Origin of the sequence: Bradyrhizobium sp. NC92, assembly GCF_025200865.1 — a bacterium.
Classification (GTDB): Bacteria; Pseudomonadota; Alphaproteobacteria; order Rhizobiales; family Xanthobacteraceae; genus Bradyrhizobium.
Genome location: NZ_CP104171.1, coordinates 1848782 through 1868527, shown reverse-complemented (window position 1 = coordinate 1868527; position 19746 = coordinate 1848782). Strand labels below are relative to the sequence as shown.

The following is a 19746-nucleotide window of genomic DNA, read 5'->3' as shown; positions in this document are numbered from 1 at the left end:
CCGCAGCTGAATTGCAGAGATTGCTAGAGCCCGAGGTCGCGCTTGCGGCCAAAGCCCCATTCGATGCCACCGCCGTCTTTCACGACGCCGCTGACGTGTTGCTCGAGCCTCTTTTCGAGCGCGCGCGACCACGGCACTAGCTGGAAGCCGAGCCCATTATCGATCATGGCGAAGCGTCCCGAGCTGAGGGTCAGCCGCTGGCGATACGTGCCTGCCACGTGTTCCCCGGACGCGGCCGCCACATGAGCTAGCCCCGTGTCGGCCGAGACCTTTGCGGCCACCTCGTCCAGCTCGCGCCGGCGCAACGTGTTGAGGAGGTCGCGCTGCAGGATGATGCGCTGTCCCTGGCGCCGTGCCAGACCTTCCTGGATCAGATGCTCGGTTCGAGCTTCCATGGCATCGCGGGCCTCGCGGCCGAATCCGCCCATGGCGATCGGCATCGGATCGCGCTCGACCAAGCGATGGTCGAGCCAGGTCGCCCCTTTCGCGGTGACCTGCGCACTGAGATCGAGATCGGAACGGGTCGCAAGCATCACGGTGGGACTCGGCTCGCCAGCTTGACCGAACCGTCGCACTTCGACGATCCCGCCGACCGGCGGTGCATGTTCGAAGGCCTCGACGCCGCGGAAGCGCACGTGGTGGGCCCGTCCGTCTGTTCCGTCGATCAGGGCATAGGCCTCGCCGGTCAGTTCGTCATGCAATCCGCGGTCGACCAGCCGTCCGATAATCTGGGCTGTCGGCCGTCCACCCTCGATGACGAAGTCGGCAACGCCGCGCGCTTCCCCACGCTCGGTGAAGGCACGGTGCATGGTCTTGATGATGTCGCCGCGCATGCCGAGGTCGCGCAAGCTACGCTCGGCCTCAAGCCCTACCATCCAATCGCCTGGTGCGGCCGAGGCAGCAAGACCCATCTTCTCCAGGTGTTGAAGGCGACCAATCATCAGGCGCCGTATCTCGGGATCGGAGCCGCTGGGATGTTCGGGGCGGAGATCGATGTAGCCAGTCTCATCTGCTGCCAGCCGGATCTCCCGATCAAGCCGCGTCCATCGTTCTGCCGTGATTTCCCTCTCCAGCGAATTGCGGATTTCATGCTCCGGTTTCGGACCCAGTTCGATGGCGACCAGTTCCTCGGCGCGGGAGCGCAGGCCCTGGCTGATGTAGTCGCGGGAGATCACGAGATCGGCTCCCTCCCGATCGACTCCCCTAACGAGAAGATGGATATGGGGGTTGTCCGTATTCCAGTGATCGGCGGCTATCCAATCGAGCCGCGTGCCGAGATCGATCTCCATCTGCTTGGCGAGGTCGCGGGTGAAGGCCTTCAGGTCGGTCATCTCGCCTGCCTCCTCGGGCGAGACGATGAACCGGAAATGATGCCGGTCGTCCTTGCAGCGTTCTGCGAAAGCCGCGCTGTCGGCACGGTCGCTGCCGGCGTCGAACATCTTGGCCGGCTCACCACTCCGGGTCACGCCGTCGCGCTTCAGGTAAGAGAGATGGGCAGTCAGTGGTGCTGAACGGAAGATTCGCCCTTTATGACGAACCACGCGCGCCTTCACCACAACGCGGCGCGTCGGGCTGAACAATCTGGCGCGGCTAAAGGATAGCCTGCCGCGGCCAAACGTCGAGCGTCCATACGCCGCAGAACGCCTGCCCGCGGCCCCCTGACGTGGCGTGTGTCCTGCTTTCTTGGCGGCGCGCAGCACCTGGTTGATAAAGCTCTTTTGCTTCGGCGCGCGGGTACTGCGAATGCGTCCGGGCCGAACACGCAGATCGCTGTCGCCCGCGCTCACGGCAGGGCCTCCCCAAGATCAAAAGCGCACATGGTGCCGAAAAAGCCTTTGATTGAATTCGTCAAAATGCAAAGCGCGGCACGCGCCCCGACCGACCGGCACGCCAGAACCCAAGCCATGCCAATGGCTTGCGGTTCGACCGGCGAGCCCCTTTTATCTCGCCGTCCTGCCGTCGTGTTCTCCCGGTCGCTGCATCCAAGCCAACAGCCTCTCGGTACTCGCGGCGATTTGCGACAAAATGCAGTTCGGGTCATTGCAGTAGATCCTCCAACAGCGGCTGCCGGAACACGTCGGGTGGTTGCCGATTCATTGCAAAACAAGCCGCCACGATTTGGCAGTTGACTTGCGAAGCCCCACTGTTTCCGAGCGCTTGCGATAGCGATCGTTACCCGAAGGGCCGAGACACCCGTAGGGTGGCTCGGTGAGGAGCGAAGCGACGAGTAGAGCGCGGGCCGAAGGCATCGCCCGTATGGCATCAGCATGCAGACCTGCACACTTGATCATTGTGGTGCTCCCGCATCCCATCGAGGAACGAACACGCCAATAGACCGAGGGACCATGCGCGACACCTCGTGCACTGAGATTGCAGTCGTGGCGCCGCTCGAAGGCACGCGCACCGGCGATCGATCGCGTGCTTTTGTCAGATCGGATCGCGCGACGAACATCGTTGCAGCTGCCGATAACTGCGGGCCGGTAGTCCAATTGGGAGGCAACTCGATGCCAAGCCGAATTGTAAGCTTGGCCACATATGCTCGCGTCTCGTCTGGCAATGGGCCGCCCGCGAGATGCTCTTCGTACCGAACTGGTCCCGCGTTGTATGCGGCAAACACGCCAGGCGAACCATATCGGTCGAGCAGTTCGCGCAGATAGGCCGTGCCGGCCAGAATGTTGTCGCGCGGATCGTAGGGCTCGTTCCCGAATTTATAGCGCTCGCGAAGTTCCGCCCAAGTCGCCGGCATGATTTGCATCAGGCCCATTGCGCCCTTTGGCGATCTGGCGTGCACGTCACCAGCACTTTCGATGGTGATGACTGAACCAATCCAGTTCACCGGAACTGAAAAGCGCTCTGAGGCTTCGTCGATGAAAGCAGCGAATGGGTTGCTCGTTTGAGTGACCGCTCGAGTCGCGACCGTTCGGCTCTCGGCGACAGCAGCATCGTACGGCACAGCGCAAATAAGCAGCAGCGAAGCGAAGGCCCAAATGCGCGCGCCGGGCCGAACCAAGCATGCGGTCGTACTCGCCCCGCTCCTTGGTACAGCTGCTTGGCGCCGGCCCTTCGGCCGCCCTGGACGGCCGCTGCGCGCGACCGCTTTGCGGGCATTGGCCGGGACGGAGAAACACAGAGGAATGACGAGCTGAACACGTGGAACACGCAAGTTCACTCCTCCCACGTCCACACCGGGAGCACACGGCCGATTACCGCCGATGCCGGAAGAAATCCAAAATACCGGCCATCAAGAGAGTCGTCCGACTGCCAGTTCATGAGAAAGAGCTCGCCCTCCCCAACAACGCGGCAGCCCTGCCATTTCGGCAGCGGCCTGCCTCGTCTGTCGTGATCCTTCGCCTCGCCGACCGCGATGGTATCAACCGAAATCGTGAGGCCGGTTCTGCAAACGCTCTGCCCCGGCAGGGCAAGCACCCGCTTCAGCATAGGGACGCCGAGCGGCAAATAGCCGTTAAGGTCAAGGAAGGTCGCGAGCGGCTCCGGCGGCTGCACGGCTACCAGCTCGGTGACATGGAAGTGCTCCGTCGGTCGCAGGCGATAGAGACCGATCGGCACGCTCGCGGATGCGTTCCAGATGTAGAGCGGAAGCGGCTCCAGGACCATTGTGGCGCTGAGCGCAGCAGCAGTCCCAAACGTCGCTGCCAGTGTCTTCAGTCGGCCCGTCATCGCATCACCCTCTGACGGTGAAGCCAGGCTTGATGGCGTGCTTTGGTATACGGACGCGGGTTCTCGTTGACGGACAGACGGTTGTGAACGTGATGCCAATGATCGGGGGCGACGTCAGCGGGCTCGATGCCGAGGGCCTCGACGGCGTCGATCATTTGCAGCACGCGCTCGACCTTCGGCCAGCCAGACAAGCGCAGCAGAATCTCTCCGCCGGGTGTCACATAGGGGACGGTCGAGCAGCGCTGCCCAGGCGCAACCGCGCGCAGGATATCGATCCGCGAAATGATCGTGCCAAAGTCGTTGGAGGTCCATCGGACGAAGGCAAAGACGCTGCCGGCTGCGAATGACAGCACCCGCCGGTGACGATCAAGCTTCCGTTCCTTGACGATACGGCCGAACCGAATCCGGTTTTCGATCCGCTTCTCAAGCCACACCACTTCCACTTCGGTGAGATCGCTCATGCCACCGCTCGCTGAAGCTGGAACGGAGAGCCGTGAGCTTTGGGCGCGGTGACGGACTGGCACGCCTTCTGCCGGCAAGCAGGATTGATGGCCCGCCCTTGCCGGCCGCCTCCAATGGGGCTTGTTGTCTGTTCCGTTAGAAGAAATCCGAAGGATTTCTGGTTAGTAAAGTTAGAGCGGCCGGAAAGCGCGAAGAAACAAGCTCTTAAGCTCGATTCCGGTCCCCGATAACACGAGGATCGGGTCCCCGATAGCACGAGGGTTGCGGTCCCCGATAGCACGAGCTGATTCACAGGTTGTCCTCCGAATTTCGAATGAGACCGCGCCGACGCAGGCGTGCCGTTAAGGGATCGACAGGCGTTGGTGCGAAGTTCAGGCGCTCGGTGCCGTTCGGATCGCGCGTGAGCACGAGCCGATACCCGGGCAATGTCTGGCGCTGGACGATCTGACGGACGTCGTAAGCAAAGTGCTTGAGCGGCGAGAGGATGCCGGACTTGGCATGGAGGTGCACAAGGTCAAAGCTCCAGCCGCCGTCCTGGCGGCCGCCATGTTTGCGCACGAGACGGTAGAGCCAGCGCTCAAGTCCGCCCGTTAGATCGAAATAGGCGCGGTCGATCGTGAGCACGAGCGCGTCATCGATCACACCGGCATAGAACCAATCCGGCAAAATCAGCTCGAGCCCAAATGGGCGACCATTTGCATCGGCCATCTCCTTCCACTCGTTGATCCAGGAGAAGCGATGCCGCCGCCGTTCTGTCGGCTGGCGGATCGATGTCATCACGGTCGTTGACTGAAGTCGGTCGAGACCAGCCTTCAGCCGGTCATAGTCGCGTGCGCTGGTGCCGCGGCCGACAAACGTCAGAATCTCGTAAGGCGTTGCAGCCATCAGGCGCGACGTCTTCAGGCCGGCGTCACGGGCTTGGACGATCTGGGAAGCAGCCCAGATCAGAACGTCTGCATCCCAGATGGTCGCCATGCCGTGTTCCGGCACAGCTTCGACCCGAATTGCGATCGCACCCGCACGGAAATCGATCGGCACAACCCGCCTGGTCTTCGCCAGCGAAAAGAACGGATAGGCCATCAGATCCTGCGCGTCGCGCGGCGCGAGATCGCCGGGCAACGCCCGAAAGAGCTCAAGCTGGTCGCGCTCGGAATGCTGTTTGCGCCGCATGACCACTGCACTCGCACGGCGATCAGCGACGTTCCTGGCCCGCATACGGGCGCAGGACTGGCTGCTTCTTGGCGGGCAGCACGGTGCCCTTGCCGGGATCGGAGGTCGACGTCTTGGCGCCGCGATCAGCCCACGCTTTCAGGTCATCCACGGCGTAGACGACACGTCCGCCGATCTTCCGATACGTCGGTCCAGTACCGTACGTGCGGTGCTTCTCCAGCGTGCGACCGGACAGGCCAAGATATCGAGCGGCCTCAGGTGTACGCAGGAATCGCGGGGGGAGACCGGCCATCGGATCGGGCATTTGAGAACTCCAGGATGACCGCGCGCCGTAAATGGCGGCGTCGGCGTGTATGCGGTCATCATGGAGAAGCACGCCCTCGGAGGGGGATGCCGAAGATTGGGGGTACGATTTTCGATACCCCTCGGCGGAAGGGCTATTCGTGCCTGCGCCCGGGACGAAGAAGTTTGCGATAGCCTCCGCGCACCAAAGCGAGGCCGCCCTGTACCAGGCGAACCGTTCGATTGCGCAGGTCGTGCGTCTTCCAGGCGCGATCGGGGATCCGCTTTTTGCCGAACAGCGCCTCGGCGGTCGTGCGATAGCTACCGCCAACGCCGTGCGCATCGAGCGCGCGAATAGCGGCGCTCAGGCGCTCGCGCCGCTGTTTAGACAGTTGGTGAAAGGCTGGACCGGACGCGCGTCCATTCATCACGCGCCAGAGCCGCCGGGCGGCATAGGCGCGCGCTTCAAAATCGCCATTGAATGGCAGTTCGGCTGCATATCTCGCGCCAAGCACCGGCGGGTCCTTGGACCAGACACGGTGATCCACTGCACCGATGCGCAGCACGGCGTGCCAGCCGTCGGCGGCGCACCGCACCTGACCTGCTGAAAGGTCGAGCAGAGGTCGAGACGCTGAACTGCGATCGGCGATCGAGACAACCTTGACCGGAACGACCGCCGCTAGAACCTCAGGCGCCCAAAAGATCGTCTGCTCGTCAAAGGACCTCTGCGGGTCATGGGCGAAAGCAGATACCCCATTTCTTCCTGAATTCCTCGGTCACTTCGCCGTTCGGACTGTTGGCAATCATCACCTCGTACTCACGCCGATAGTCGGCGTTGCGGCGGAGACATTCCCAGGCGATGTCGGTGACTTCCGCGTCTTGTAGGCTCTTGTAGGATTCCGGCGACCGCCAGTCGAATTCAGGCATTGCTTCCGTCCCCATTGCACGCTGCTAACAACGATTGCGGCGCAATAGGTATGAACGAGACGGTTGTAGGAAGCCCCTACTTTGGCACCACGTGGTGCTCCAGAATGACCACTGGTTAGCAAAAGAAAATAGTTCTGCCCGCAAGTCGCCGGCCGCCAAGTTTCTTCTATTTCAAGCCAGTGCCGCGTAAGAGGCGCCCTTGCTCCGTCACCCATTTGGCGCGCGCAAGATGACTCTGATATGCGCGCCGCGCACGGTCCGGCTCTCGCTCTGGGTCCATATGCAAGATCAATCGAGCCACTTCGCGCCAGTCTGCCCCCTCACCTTCCGCCTGCAGAAGGCGCATATACGTGACGACATGCTGTTCGTCATAAGCCGACAGCGCCGGCTCGTCCGGCGCGACATCCGCGACGTCAGGATCCAGTTGCGGTTTTGTCATAAGCATCCCAACAAACAGCGAATGATTCTAACCTCCCTGGTTGGCCGAGATCGTCCGCACGTCTCACTTTAGCCTCATTGCGGACTAGCCGGCCAGCAGCCAGGTCGGAATACATACTATAGGAGATAAACCTCTTAGTATGTAAAGACGCAATTTGCGCCCATGGACATGCGCAAGTTGGTCGGTCGGAATTTCGCAAGACTGCGGAAGCAGAAGCGCTTCACGCAGGAGAAATTCGCCGAAGTGTCCGGATTCACCCAGCAGTACATTAGTGACCTCGAGCGTGGCCGTCGCAATCCAACTGTCGTCACTCTATTCGAACTCGCCAGCACGTTGGGCGTTAGTCATGTCGATCTAGTCCTGCCCGATGATGAGGTACGAGACGAGCGACCAAGACTTGGCAAACGACGATGATTGATTTGCACCCGTCGCTATGTCGCTTCGGAACAGTTCGAAGGTGTTAGCGACGGGTACAAAACCAGTGTTGCGCATGGAAGCGCGACATGGAGCTAGCGAGACTGTCTACTCATTGATCGGCTGAGATCTACTTCCGTGCAAAGGGGACGACGATGCCTTGCCCTCGCTCGAAGGGCGCTTCACGGTCAGCTGGCGCTTTAAGTTGAACAACTTCAGCCGCAGGCGCAGAAAACCAACCGGGGGGCAACGAAGCCAAATTTTCGATGTCGCCGGCGGACATCGTGAATTCGACCGCAAGCAAATCAGACTTCGTCCGAACGCCCGCATCCGCAATGAGATTCAAGGCATTTGCGAGAATGCGAGGCTCTGTAAGTGGCCAGGCACAATCAAGTGGCTCTTCTCGATTCCAGCCTTTGGCGGAATAGAGTTTGTACAGATCGACGTCATATCCTTCGGGAATAAGTTCGAGATCTTTGAGCCGTTTGATCTGCGCCTTGATGGAAACGCGCCATCGCTCCTTCAAGGTCTCCAGCACGGCGAGCGACGGCCGCTTTACTTCGCGTGGGTAAGTGGTCGACGGCAACAAGAACGCACTTGCGAGACGGAAAGCCTGCACTTCGATCTGCTTGAGGTCCTTGCGTAGCTCTTCGGGAGAGACGTGCCTGTGCAAAACGGCATGCGCTAGCTCGTGGGCCGCATCCATCTGGCGGCGCGGAAATGACATCTTGTCGGTCGCCAAGAGTATATGCGGCCGTCCCTCTGATGCAGACCAGGTGCAAACGCCATCAAGCTTGGCGGTGCCCATTTCAATCGAGCCGACGACAACCCCGATTCGTTCCAGCAAAGCGACCATATCCGTGCATGGTCCCTCGCCGATCTTCCAATGTCTGCGCAGATCAAGTGCGATACGTTCGATATCTTCGTCGCGCAGCTGCTTGTAGCTTGCGCCAGCGAGCACATCGGGAATATCGACCGCCGGGAAGTCTACATAGTGCTGCAGGATCGAGCTGATTTCCTGCAACCATCGCAGCTGCGACTCTTGGTAATTGATGTCACGAACAAGTGTCGAGGATAACGAGCGGTAGAAGAGAGCGTTGTCGTTCTCGTAGGTTGGACGAAGGAAAAATTCCCGGCGAACCTGGAGCGTCTCCGTCAGCGCGGCCATGGCGTCGGCGTCCGGCGCGCTGGTGCCGTCTTCCCAGCGCGTGACGCTGCTCGAATTAACGCCAAGACGTCGCGCCAATGCGGACATACTTGTTAGCCGCCGCGCTGCCCGAATTTCGGTCAGACGCGCCGGCACGAATCCGGGGGTCCCTACTCGCATTTATTCACCAATGTCGAACGTTGCTTTTGCCCGAAGGAGAAATCAGCCTTGGGCATCACCCTCCTCATTGTTGACCGAGGGTGCCTCAGGCGGCACAAACGGTTTCACACCCTTCTTCAACGTAACCTTCGGTTGGTCAACCGTCGGCGGCGCAATGGGCGTCGGCGCCGGAGCATCCGGTTCCACATCGCCGTCACCGGCCAGGAACGAGTTTACGTCCTCGTAGTAAAGGAATCCCTCGTAGTTGGACTCGATCACGCCGACCGCGATTTCCTCGATCTTGCCGGCGCGTTCGCGATCGCGGGCAACCAACAGGGTGACAAAGATGTCGCCGATCTTCGGCCCCTTGCCGTCGAAATCCAGTCGCAGCGAGAGCTCGTAGTTGACCGTCACGCCCGCCAGGCGCGACTTGTTCTTCGCCGGCAGCATCCCGCTCTCCGGCATGCTGGCCAGCGCCAAGATGACCCCCTGCCCTTCATGCTCAAAGCGCATGAACGGCTGGTGCACCCGCAAATCCGTCTTCGGGATGACGCCGCCCTCGAGCAGGTGGCCGCCGTGCTCGGCGCAGACTTCCTCGAAGCCCTGCTCACAGATGCGGAAACGGGCCTGGCCTTCGATGGCGCGGGCGCGCACCGGCGTCAGCCCTTCAAAGCCGTCGCGGACGACTTCGTGCGCCTGTAGCGCATCGGCTTTGATGCGATCCTCAAGATCAAGGATCAAAGAACTCGGCAACACGCGGCGCAGCCGGAGGCGAAGGGGAGCGATCATGCGGTTCCTCGATTCTTGCACATAACACGATTTTGATCGAAAAATTTTGCGCAAAGCAAGAAAAATCGGTCGATTATACCCTATAACGCTCTCCCCAGCAGCGCGGCGGCTGTCCTAGCGGCCGTCTGTCCACAGCCGCGGAGGGTTCCTTTGTCGGATTTTTTTGAGATCGATTTTTTGGACGTCGAAGCGAAAGACAGCGGCGACGCCATCTGCCTCCGCTATCAGCTCGGCGGGGATACCTGCATCCACGTGGTCGATGGCGGCTATCAGAAGACCGGCCAGTCGGTGGTCGACCACATCAACAAGTATTACGGCAATCCCATCCTCATCGACAACGTCGTCTGCACCCACAATGACGGCGACCATGCCGGCGGGCTGCAGTCCGTGCTCGAGAGCTTCGATGTCGGCGCTCTCTGGATGCTGCGGCCGTGGATGTACGCCCAGGAATTGCTGCCGCGCTTTCCGACCTACAACAACGTCGACCGTCTCCGCAGTCGCCTTCGTTCGGCTTACAGCAACCTCGCCGCGCTCGAAGATATTGCGATCAAGCGCGGCATCCCGATCTATGAGCCGTTCCAAGGCGCGCTCATCGGCGCCTTCCATGTGATGGCGCCGACGCCGGCGCGCTTCAAGGACCTGGTCGTCGAGTCGAACAAGACGCCTGAAGGCGCCGAGGATGGCTTGCTCGCGAAGGCGACCAGCTTCATCGTCGATGCTGCACGCCAGGCGACGGCACTGGTGCGTGCCGCTTGGGGCGACGAATATTTTCCGGGCTCAGACACCAGCGCCGAGAACGAGATGAGCGTGGTTCAGTATGCGCTGCTCAACGGGGAGCGCATCATGCTCACCGGGGATACGGGGCGGGCTGGCCTGAGAGAGGTGATCGACTATGCGCCCTATATCGGGCTTGTCCTGCCCGGCATTGATCGCTTTCAGGTGCCGCATCATGGGGGTCGGCACAATGTAACCACGCAGCTTCTTGATGAGCTTCTGGGACCACGTTTGCCCGCAAGTGGTCAGCCGAGCACTTTCACTGCAATCATCAGTTCCGCTGCAGCTGACCCGGATCATCCACGGAAGTCGGTTGTCCGAGCGATGATTCATCGCGGTGGCAAGGTGCTTACAACAGAAGGCCAGGGCAAGCGGACGCACAAGGGAGCGCCGAACCGCGGCTGGTCGGCGGCTATTCCCGTGGCTTATCCGGAAGACCAGGAGGCCTGAGCCGACATGGAGGACCTCAAGAACCTTTTCGACAGCTACAGCCGACAGGCGCGGCTGTTTCCGGCCCTCTTGACGATCTTCGCGCCGTTGGTGACGGCGCTGGCGTGGTTTCCCGAACTTCTGACCTCCCATATCGGCTCTACCTTGCTGACGATCGCGACATCATGCGGCTTGTTGTATTGGGTGAGCTCAATCGCACGCAGCCGCGGGAAGCGGGTTGAGCTCCGCTTGTTGCAAGAATGGGGTGGTTGGCCGACCACCTATCTGCTGCGTCACGCGAGCCGGCTCGATCCCCACACGAGAGATCGGTATCACCGTTACCTCCGGCATCACGCTCCCAATCTGGTGCTGCCTTCTCCGGCCGCTGAGCGCTCAAACCCAGATGCGGCTGATGCAGCCTACGCCTCGGCTATCAAATGGTTGAAGGAGCATGTCCGCGGGAAGGCGTCGCTGGTTGACAAGGAAAACGCCCAATACGGCTTTCGACGCAATATGCGAGGAATGAAGGCATTTGGTCTTCTCGGCGCCGTCATCGCCTTGCTTGCCTCGCTGACGTCCATAGGGCTGGAGATCGAGTCCTGGCCCCACACTCTCGGCGACGTCCGGCCCTTCGTGACGAAGCTCCGTGAGGCGGCCAATCCGGCAATCTGGGGCTCGATTATCTTTGACCTTCTGGCTTGCCTCGCCTGGGCCTGCGCTGTCACCGACGCCTGGGTGAAGGCCGGCGCAGAGCAGTACGCTGAGGTCTTGTTGGCGACGATGGATCGATCCTAAGCGCGGATGCATTCTTCGGTGCACGACGTAAAGATTGTAGGCGGGCTTTTAGAAGCCCCGCCCGATTTGGTCGGACGGGGCTTGGTGGGCGCCTTACTCGCCGGTTTTGCGCGGCCGCGACCAGAGCAAGGTGTAGCCCTCCCCACCTTCGTCATCGAACAGGTTCGCGTAGATCGGCGCGTTGAACGAGGGATCGTCGAGCTTGAGCGAGAGGTAGTCGCGCCCTTCTTCGGAACGTTTCGACCAGGCGGCCCCGATCTCGGCCCGGCCTACGTAGATGCGGTGGCTGGGAGCGTTGTCGTTGGAGCGGCTGGTCTCGGCGACGATGCGGACGCCCTTGGCTTGCAGGCTCAGGGTCACGATCTCGCCCTGGAATTCGTTGCCGACCTTCTTGAAAGAACCAATGTTAGCCATGTCACTTCTCCTGTTGTGTTTCGAGCCCGCGACCACCGCGGCCTCGATGGCGATCTAGGGCCGAGGACGATCGGCGACGCACCCGCTCGGGCCGGAGCGCAGCGGAGGACGTCGTTGTGGCGACTTTCTTGTCTCGCGAGGAATGGGCGAAGCCCAGGGGAAGAAAGTCGCATCAACGGCGTTGCGGCTCAGACGATCGAGGCGTAGCCGGTCTTCGGCCAGATCAAGCCATCAACGAGGCCACGTGCGTCCGCGTGCTGAACCACGATATCTGGAGAAGCCTGGCTATCTCGGCTTTGATGAACAAGAGGCCGGAACGATTCAGCGGGGAAACAGAAACAATCTCCTGCAAAGGGCGGCATCGTCTCCCAAGAACCGATCGAGATAACATCGCCGTGTCGCGGCTGCGTGGGCCAGGCCGAATGCCGGCAAGCTTGATCGAGGAGATCCGAAGAGGACTGCCTCGCCCGTGCTCAAGTTTCGATCACCCCGCTCGCCGCGCCGATCTACGCGAACCTGCTCGACGATGAAGGGCTCGAAACGGTCATCCCTCGGGCCATGCGGCCGTAAGAACTGCTTAGGAAGGGTTCTCAACCACCCCGCCCGGCTCCAACGGGCGGGTCTCCGCCAAAACCATCAAGCGCGTCCATGACGTAAGGCCAATGCAAACTGCGCCGAGGCACGCGAAGACCTCACGCCAAGCCAGCGAAGGCACCCCGATATGGGACACGGCGAACACCACATGATAGCCGGCGACGGCGGCGGGAACAGCGAATGCTGTCGCGATCGCGATGCGCAAGGCCAAGGACCGAGTAACAGCGACGGCGACCTGGATGAGGACGAGCGTCAGCGCACCGCCGGCCGTTGCAATAAGCAGCGCGCCAACGAGGCCGGCTCCGCTCTGAAACGTCATCACCCCGATACTCAGTGCGACGCAAAACGGCAGGGCATACACAGCGAGCGCAAAGATCGCCCAGCAGAACAAGCCGATGCCGAGTGTGTTGAGAACAAGCCCAAGGGCAAGCATGGTGGTGGCTCCATGTGCATAGATCTACCAGTTGCGCCTTCCACCACCACCACGGCGCAACTCTGGATATGAGACCGAAACGAGGCGGAGTTGCGGCGTGAGCCATTCCGCCTCGAAGGCTCGGAGTCGAGAAGACGGCGTTCACGCGCCGCCGAACCTCCAGACGGGGATGCCGAGGCGCTTCGCCTTATCGGCAAGGTTGTCCTGAATTCCCGTGCCCGGGAAGTGCATGACGCCGATCGGTAGGAGTTCGAGCATGGCGTCGTTGCGCTTAAACGGTGCCGCCTTGGCGTGCTTTGTCCAATCGGGCTTGAAGGCGATCTGAGGCACCTTGCGGATCGTCGCCCATTTGGATGCGATCAGTTCGGCACCCTTCGGGGAGCCGCCATGGAGCAGAACCATGTCGGGATGCTTGACATGAACCTTGTCGAGACGATCCCAGATAAGATGGTGGTCGTTGAAGTCGAGCCCTCCGGTGAGTGCGATCTTCGGGCCCGCCGGCAACATGACCTCGGTCTCAGTGCGGCGCTTGGCTGCGACGAAGTCGCGGGAGTCGATCATCGCTGCGGTGAGCGTGCGGTGGTTCACCAGCGATCCCGATCGGGGACGCCAGAATGAGCCGGTGTGTGTCTCAAAGCGCTCGATGGCCTGGTCTCGGAAGAGTTCCAAGCAGTTGCGGCGCTCAATCAGCGTGATGCCTTCCGCCGTAATGCGCTCGAGTTCGACGGATCGCACCTCGGAGCCGTCCTGCTCGCGCTGACCCTTCTGTTGCGCCTGTTCGTTGTCGTCGAGTTGGCGACCGATGCGGTCGACGGCACGATGGAACAGGTTGACAGTCGACCAGAGCAGATCGTCGAGGTCCGGCTCGAGCCGCGTTTCGCTCAACGTGGCGACCAGGGCATCGAAGATGTCAGCGACAGCACCGGTAATGATCCTACCTTCGGGAAGCGGCCGTGGATCGGGCTGGTCGTCGAAGGGGCGGTAACCAAAGAGCTGCAATTCGGTAAGAACGTGTTCGGTCGCAGATGCGGCGTGCGGCGGTTCGATGTCATCGTGGTCGGTCATGGAGGCGATCCTTTGCCGGATCGGCCGCGCCCATCGCGGCCTTCGTGGCGATCACTCAGACGGCGGGCGGAACGGGCCAGAACCCGAAAGGGCCGAAGCGGCAGCGGAGGATGGCGGAGGCCGGCTATTTTGCTTCGCGATGCAAAGCGCGCCGGCTAGATAAATAATAATGTCCTCTCATTGCCGGCGCGCGGCAGAAAATAGCCGGACGCCGCCATTGCCGGCCCGAGCCGCTTGCCGTCCGATCGCCCTCTAGAAGGCCGTGGTCGCGTCTTCTTCCGGCAGTGGCCGCACCGCGACCGGCCTGTCGACGCCCGTCGAATTGCCCGGGCTATTCCGCGGCTACCGCCGACGAATGCAGGAAGCGGACGACGTCTTCTGGCACGAGTTGAAGCCGCAACGCTGCTCGGAGGGCCTCGAGGCCGAAGATGTGCAGATCTTCGTTGAAGTCGCCCAGTCGAGGCGACAGCGGGATCACTTCAATGCCGACGGCTTCCGCGCGCTGGGCGAGAATAGCCTGTCCGGCATCTCCCGCGGCATCGTCGTCGCGGGCGATATAGAGACGTCGCAGGCCAGACGGCAGCAACATCGCTGAAAGGTGATTGGCCGAGAGAGCAGCGGTCATGGGCAAGGTCGGCAGTACATAACGCAGCGACAGCATGGTCTCGATCCCCTCGCCCGCAGCGAGCACGTCGTCCACCACTCCGAAGCGAACGGCGTTGCCAAGCAGGTCGCCCATGGCCCGTCGTGGCGTGTCGATCGGGGCCTTGCCGAGCCGCACACGATCGAAGCCGTGTGGATCTAGCCAGGTGCGATGCACGCCGGTGATCAGTCCCTCGAGGTCCGTGACAGAGCCTATCATCGCCGGCCATGTTTCGGTCGGTAAATGTTCGTCCGGTCGGTAGTAACAACGCGGGTGGAAACGAAGGCTGCCACCATGATGGATTTGGCCTATTCCGCGGCCTTGCAAGTACGTCTCGGCTAGCGTCCGTTCAATCGGGCTTGATATCGCAAAGAGCCGACGAGCGGCTTCCTGCGATCCGGCCGGCGCGACTGAATGAATGGGTTTCGGAGCGAATTGCAGTTCTGAACGAGGCAGCTTCAGAAACCGCCTCGCCTCCTCGGCGACCTCGCGAAAGTCTCGCAAGGCCAGCCTTTCGCGGATGATGTCGAGGAGATCACCATGTTCTCCGGTCGCGGCGTCGGTCCATTTCCCGGCGGGTCCCTTCGGCGATTCCTGCAGCCGCACGAACAACGAGCGGCCCGGCGTGTTGTGGACGTCGCCGACCAGCCAGTACCGCCCCGCCCGCCTACCATTGGAGAGATAGTGTCGGCACACCGCCTCAGCCTCTCGCGCGAGACGGCGTGCCAGTTCGGAAGCATCGCGGGACATCACGCGGCTCCCCGCTCACTGACGCCCGTAACCGGATAGGTGTCGAGCACCCTCGACAGGACCTCCACGCCGCTCCCGTCCGTGGGCACGAACATCCGCAGCTTCCAGGAGACGATCTCCCCAAAGAGGCCGTAAGCACGGAGGCGATCGCGCATCGTTTCGTTGAATCCCGACAGCTCGATGCGATGTGCGCCCATCACCCGGACGCGGCGAAGCTGGAGCCCCTCCGCAAGATCGAGGACGGTCCGTCCCTCCATCAGCGCGGCAAAGGCAGCGCCCGGTGTCAACGCAGGCGCGTCGGTCGCAAGGACGGTTGCGACCCACGTGGCCGAAACCTTGCGGCCGATGATGCGCTCGCCCGCGTCGGTCTGAAGCCGATAGACGCGGGTCGATTCGTTTGGCAGCCGCTTCCAGATGGGGAGCAGCAAGCCCGCCACAACGTGGATCGTGCTTTCCGTGAACTCGGGAATCTCGGCAAGCTCCGCCAGCCAGGCCGAGGTAAAGCGTTGACGATCCGCTTCCTCCCAATGACTTTCGGCCATGGTGGTCAAGGGGACCGTGTGCTGATCCATCGGCCGGATCAGACGGACGCGCCGCTCAATCTCGCCATCGTCGAGCATGATGCTCGTCGCAGGGACCTGCACGGCGGCTCTTCCCGAGCGCTCATTGACGAGCAGGACGGCCTGACGATCGGAAAGACGTGCAAGAGCGTCATCCAGGCTCACCGGATGATTGCGCTGGCGCTGGGCGACCGTGAGCAGCCGGGTCTCGGCGCCGGTCCCCGGATGGTCATAGATCGTCCGCCGATCGGTGACGACGAAGCTCTCGGCACGGAGGGTTTCCAGTCCGACGTCGTAGATACCAGATGCGACGGCGCCCTCGATCCGAGCGGTCAAGAGCTGCTCGAAGGCCGTGAAGAGGACATTCTGTAGCTCGATGGTGAGGGCCAGCAGCCTGTTCAGGAAGGTCGTGATCGGCGGCAGGTCATCCCTGAGACCGTTGGTGTCGGTCAGCTTCAGGCCGGTCGAATCCTCGAACCTCTCGAGCGAGCAGCCGTCGACCTTGCCGCGAGCGAGCAGCATGTAGAGCTGACGCAATGCGTCACGGCCATACTGGCTTTCGAGATTGTCCTCGGGGCGGAACAGGCCCTGCCCCCCGGTCTGGCGCTGGCCGCGCGTGATGGCTCCCAACGTGTCGAGCCGCCGTGCAATCGTGCTGAGAAAGCGCTTCTCGGCCTTCACGTCGGTCGCGATGGGACGAAACAGCGGCGGTTGCGCCTGGTTGGTCCGATTGGTCCGGCCGAGGCCCTGGATCGCAGCGTCCGCCTTCCAGCCGGACTCGAGCAGATAATGAACCCGCAGGCGCCGATTCCGGGCCGATAGTTCGGCATGGTAGCTCCTTCCGGTGCCGCCGGCGTCGGAGAACACCAAAATGCGCTTGGCGTCATCCATAAAGGCCGAGGTCTCCGCGAGGTTGGCCGAGCCGGCCCGGTTTTCGACGACGAGCCGGTCGCCCTTGCGAACGATGCGGCGCGAGCGGCCGGTCACTTCGGCGACCATGTCGGTGCCGAAGCGCTGGACGACCTGGTCGAGCGCGCCAGGTACCGGAGAAAGCGAGGCGAGCTTCTCGATCAAGCGGTCGCGGCGAGCGACTGCCTCCCGGCTCTCGACCGGCTGGCCGTCACGATAGACAGGCCGAGAGCACAGGTTGCCCTCCTGGTCGGTGAAGGGCTCGTAGAGCTGAACCGGGAAGGAATGGGCGAGATAGTCGAGCACATACTCACGCGGCGTGATGTCGACACGGACATCGCCCCACTCCTCAGTCGGGATCTCGGCCAGCCGGCGTTCCATCAGCGCTTCACCGGTGGAGACGATCTGGATGACTGTGGCATGGCCAGCGTCGAGATCGCGCTCAATCGAGCGGATCAGCGACGGCGTTTTAATCGAGGTTAGGAGATGGCCGAAGAAGCGCTGCTTCGCACTCTCGAAGGCCGATCGTGTTGCGGATTTAGCCTGCCCGTTCAGCGTTCCGGTCTCACCGGTGATGTTGGCGGCCCGCATCGCGGCGTCGAGATTGTTGTGGATGATGCTGAACGCCCCGGCATAGGCGTCGTAGATGCGGACCTGCTCCGGCGTGAGCTGGTGTTCGATGAGCTCGTACTCGACGCCCTCGTAGGAGAGTGAGCGGGCCGCGTAGAGCCCGAGCGCCTTGAGGTCGCGCGCCAGCACCTCCATCGCCGCGACCCCGCCCTCCTCGATCGCCTCGACGAATTCGGCCCTGGTGGCGAACGGGAAATCAGCACCGCCCCACAATCCAAGCCGCTGTGCATAAGCAAGATTGTGCACCGTGGTGGCGCCCGTTGCCGACACATAGACAACACGCGCATTCGGCAAAGCGTGCTGGAGCCGGAGTCCCGCGCGCTCCTGCTGAGACGCCGCTTGATCGCCGCGCTCGCCCTTGCCCCCGACCGCATTCTGCATGGCGTGGCTCTCGTCGAAGACGATCACTCCGTCGAAGTCCGAGTCCAACCATTCGACTATCTGCTTCACGCGCGAAAGCTTTTCGCCGCGGTCGTCGGTCCGTAGCGTAGCGTAGGTGGTAAATAGGATGCCTTCCGAGAGCCTGATCGGTGTGCCCTGCCGGAAACGCGACAACGGCGTAACAAGCAGCCGCTCCATGCCGAGCGACGACCAATCGCGCTGCGCGTCCTCGATCAGCTTGTCGGACTTGCTGATCCAGACTGCCTGCCGGCGACCTTTGAGCCAGTTGTCGAGCAGGATGCCGGCGACCTGGCGCCCCTTGCCCGCGCCGGTGCCGTCACCCAAGAACCAGCCGCGGCGAAACCGGACGGCATTCTCTGCCTCATCGCGCGCAGCCGCCACGACGTCAAAGGTTGCGTCGACCGTCCAGGAGCCCGCGAGAAATTCGGGATGCGCTTCGCCAGCGGAGATGACGCTCTCCAGCTGGGCGTCCGACAGGAGACCATCCGCCACGAGATTGCCCGGCAGGTGGGGCCGATAGGAAGGCCTTGGCGGTGCGACGGATGCCATTGCGGTCGACTGCACGAGCTTAGTCGGATGCGCGTGCGCGCCGGCAATACGGATCGATTGCAATCCATAATCCTCATAGAGCGCATCGGTGAGCCGGGCGCCTTCCGGCGGCGACCACTCGACCGTCTCGTATGAAAGTACGACGCCTTCTGACGCGGCGCCGCCCGAAGTAGAGGTCAGGCGCGGTGCAGAGGCGCCAAACGATCGTGACGTCGCAGGGCGCCTGGCGACGTCGATCACGACGGGAGTGGCAATCGGCAACCTCGGAGGCACATGTTGGCTCACCCAGCCGAGCAAGGTGGCGACATTGCCCGCCATGCCGAGCGAGTCCGGCAAGGCGTTTGGGTCCGCCGCGGGCTGCTCGTCAATCACAAGCAGCCTTGTGTCGATCTGGGTCCCGTGCTTCGCGTAGACAGCGCCGTCAATCGCGGCAGAAAACACAATGCTCCCGCGTTCCTGAAGGCGAACGAAGGCATCTCGCCATGCCGGATTATCCGGCCCGAAGCTTGCGCCGGTGATGACGACCAGACGACCACCGTCGCAAAGGCGCACCAAGGCCGAAGCAATGTGCCGGAGCGCCGCATCCGCCATCCGCCGATCGACATTCGCCAGCGCCGAAAACGGCGGGTTCATCAGGACCACGCTCGGTGCGACACTTCCATCGAGGTGATCGTTGATCTGCGCAGCGTCGAACCGCGTGACCTCAACGCCGGCGAACAGATGATCGAGCAACTCCGCACGAGGTTCGGCCAACTCGTTCAATATCAGGCTGCCGCCGGCGAGCTCGGCGAAGATGGCGAGCAAGCCTGTCCCCGCGGAGGGCTCCAGAACGCAGTCGGCGGGTGTAATCGTGGCTGCGGTACATGCGGCGAGCCCCAGCGGGATCGGCGTCGAGAATTGTTGAAGCGCCTGGCTGTCCTCGGAACGCCGCGTATGGGTCGGCAGGAGACTGGCGACTCTCGCGAGCATCGGGAGCATCGCGGCCGTTGAGCTCGCCTTGGTCCGCATGGCGGGACCGAACTTGCGAAGGAATAGAACGCTGGCCGCCTCGCAGGCGTCGTAGGCGGTCTTCCAATTCCAGGCGCCGGCCGCGTCGGAGGCACCAAAAGCAACCTCCATGGCGTTGCGCAAGATGGCGGCATCGATGCGTCGGCCGCGTTCGAGGTCGGTCAAGAGCTGTCGCGCAGCCCTGACCGCAGCGGAGGTGACAGTTGCAGCGGCACTCATCGAGAGCGGCGCAGCGGCAGCGCCGCCGGCAAGAGATTCGGTCATGGGGATTTCTTTCGGAGAGCAGGAACGGGTCGAACCGCCCGGCGCTCTCCTCAACACCAC

General features: G+C 62.3%; 19 protein-coding genes. 3 read left to right on the top strand and 16 right to left on the bottom strand.

The genetic code is table 11. The annotated features are described in order from the left end of the window. Window positions 1–23: 23 nt before the first annotated feature. From N2602_RS08760 to N2602_RS08720, 9 genes are all read right to left on the bottom strand, one after another. Entirely contained in the window at window positions 24–1787 is a 1764-nt protein-coding gene (locus N2602_RS08760) for a DUF3363 domain-containing protein (protein WP_260382380.1), read from the bottom strand. A gap of 500 nt (window positions 1788–2287) precedes the next feature. After that, the gene (locus tag N2602_RS08755) at window positions 2288–3010 is read right to left on the bottom strand and encodes a lytic transglycosylase domain-containing protein (protein ID WP_260382379.1); all 723 of its coding nucleotides are present in this window, start codon (window positions 3008–3010) and stop codon (window positions 2288–2290) included. Window positions 3011–3165: 155 nt separating this feature from the next. After that, entirely contained in the window at window positions 3166–3678 is a 513-nt protein-coding gene (locus tag N2602_RS08750; RefSeq protein WP_260382378.1) for a S26 family signal peptidase, read from the bottom strand. Then, on the bottom strand, window positions 3675–4139 hold the full coding sequence (locus N2602_RS08745) for a DUF2840 domain-containing protein (protein ID WP_260382377.1): 465 nt from the start codon (window positions 4137–4139) through the stop codon (window positions 3675–3677). The genes N2602_RS08750 and N2602_RS08745 overlap by 4 nt, the downstream gene beginning before the upstream one ends. 289 nt (window positions 4140–4428) lie before the next feature. Further along, window positions 4429–5310, bottom strand: a complete 882-nt coding sequence (locus N2602_RS08740) for a replication initiator protein A (protein WP_260382376.1) — start codon at window positions 5308–5310, stop codon at window positions 4429–4431. A gap of 22 nt (window positions 5311–5332) precedes the next feature. Next, on the bottom strand, window positions 5333–5614 hold the full coding sequence (locus tag N2602_RS08735) for an AlpA family transcriptional regulator (RefSeq protein ID WP_260382375.1): 282 nt from the start codon (window positions 5612–5614) through the stop codon (window positions 5333–5335). 133 nt (window positions 5615–5747) lie between these two features. Next, window positions 5748–6158 (bottom strand): DUF2285 domain-containing protein, encoded by a 411-nt coding sequence (locus N2602_RS08730; protein WP_260382374.1) that lies wholly within the window; start codon window positions 6156–6158, stop codon window positions 5748–5750. Window positions 6159–6324: 166 nt separating this feature from the next. Next, window positions 6325–6519 carry a transcriptional regulator domain-containing protein gene (locus N2602_RS08725; RefSeq protein ID WP_260382373.1) on the bottom strand — a complete coding sequence of 65 codons (195 nt, stop codon included), beginning with the start codon at window positions 6517–6519 and terminating at the stop codon, window positions 6325–6327. A 166-nt stretch (window positions 6520–6685) separates the two neighbouring features. Then, window positions 6686–6958 (bottom strand): DUF2285 domain-containing protein, encoded by a 273-nt coding sequence (locus tag N2602_RS08720; RefSeq protein WP_260382372.1) that lies wholly within the window; start codon window positions 6956–6958, stop codon window positions 6686–6688. A 162-nt stretch (window positions 6959–7120) separates the two neighbouring features. Here N2602_RS08720 and N2602_RS08715 point away from each other — a divergent pair, with 162 nt between their 5' ends. Further along, entirely contained in the window at window positions 7121–7372 is a 252-nt protein-coding gene (locus N2602_RS08715) for a helix-turn-helix domain-containing protein (protein WP_260382371.1), read from the top strand. 130 nt (window positions 7373–7502) lie between these two features. On the opposite strand, the gene N2602_RS08710 is transcribed toward N2602_RS08715, so the two are convergent. Together N2602_RS08710 and N2602_RS08705 are read right to left on the bottom strand one after the other, a co-directional pair. Then, the gene (locus tag N2602_RS08710) at window positions 7503–8627 is read right to left on the bottom strand and encodes an XRE family transcriptional regulator (protein ID WP_260382370.1); all 1125 of its coding nucleotides are present in this window, start codon (window positions 8625–8627) and stop codon (window positions 7503–7505) included. A 114-nt stretch (window positions 8628–8741) separates the two neighbouring features. Continuing rightward, window positions 8742–9467 (bottom strand): hypothetical protein, encoded by a 726-nt coding sequence (locus tag N2602_RS08705; RefSeq protein ID WP_260382369.1) that lies wholly within the window; start codon window positions 9465–9467, stop codon window positions 8742–8744. 150 nt (window positions 9468–9617) lie between these two features. Between N2602_RS08705 and N2602_RS08700 the strand changes: the two genes are divergently transcribed. Both N2602_RS08700 and N2602_RS08695 read left to right on the top strand, forming a co-directional pair. Beyond that, window positions 9618–10691 (top strand): MBL fold metallo-hydrolase, encoded by a 1074-nt coding sequence (locus N2602_RS08700; protein WP_260382368.1) that lies wholly within the window; start codon window positions 9618–9620, stop codon window positions 10689–10691. Window positions 10692–10697: 6 nt separating this feature from the next. Further along, window positions 10698–11465: a hypothetical protein gene (locus N2602_RS08695; RefSeq protein WP_260382367.1), complete on the top strand. Its 768-nt coding sequence runs from the start codon at window positions 10698–10700 to the stop codon at window positions 11463–11465. A gap of 93 nt (window positions 11466–11558) precedes the next feature. Here the strand turns inward: N2602_RS08695 and N2602_RS08690 are convergent, their stop codons facing one another. The 5 genes from N2602_RS08690 to N2602_RS08670 all read right to left on the bottom strand — a co-directional run bounded on the left by N2602_RS08690 (window position 11559) and on the right by N2602_RS08670 (window position 19686). Continuing rightward, complete coding sequence (locus N2602_RS08690; protein WP_260382366.1) at window positions 11559–11879, bottom strand: DUF736 domain-containing protein; 321 nt, start codon at window positions 11877–11879, stop codon at window positions 11559–11561. Between the two features lie 577 nt (window positions 11880–12456). Continuing rightward, entirely contained in the window at window positions 12457–12906 is a 450-nt protein-coding gene (locus N2602_RS08685) for a hypothetical protein (RefSeq protein ID WP_260382365.1), read from the bottom strand. A gap of 141 nt (window positions 12907–13047) precedes the next feature. After that, on the bottom strand, window positions 13048–13971 hold the full coding sequence (locus N2602_RS08680; RefSeq protein WP_260382364.1) for a DUF2493 domain-containing protein: 924 nt from the start codon (window positions 13969–13971) through the stop codon (window positions 13048–13050). Window positions 13972–14302: 331 nt separating this feature from the next. Beyond that, a complete protein-coding gene (locus tag N2602_RS08675) occupies window positions 14303–15364 on the bottom strand; it encodes a toprim domain-containing protein (RefSeq protein WP_260382363.1) in 1062 nt (353 codons plus the stop codon). Next, the gene (locus tag N2602_RS08670) at window positions 15364–19686 is read right to left on the bottom strand and encodes a bifunctional class I SAM-dependent methyltransferase/DEAD/DEAH box helicase (protein ID WP_260382362.1); all 4323 of its coding nucleotides are present in this window, start codon (window positions 19684–19686) and stop codon (window positions 15364–15366) included. The genes N2602_RS08675 and N2602_RS08670 overlap by 1 nt, the downstream gene beginning before the upstream one ends. Window positions 19687–19746 lie beyond the last annotated feature (60 nt).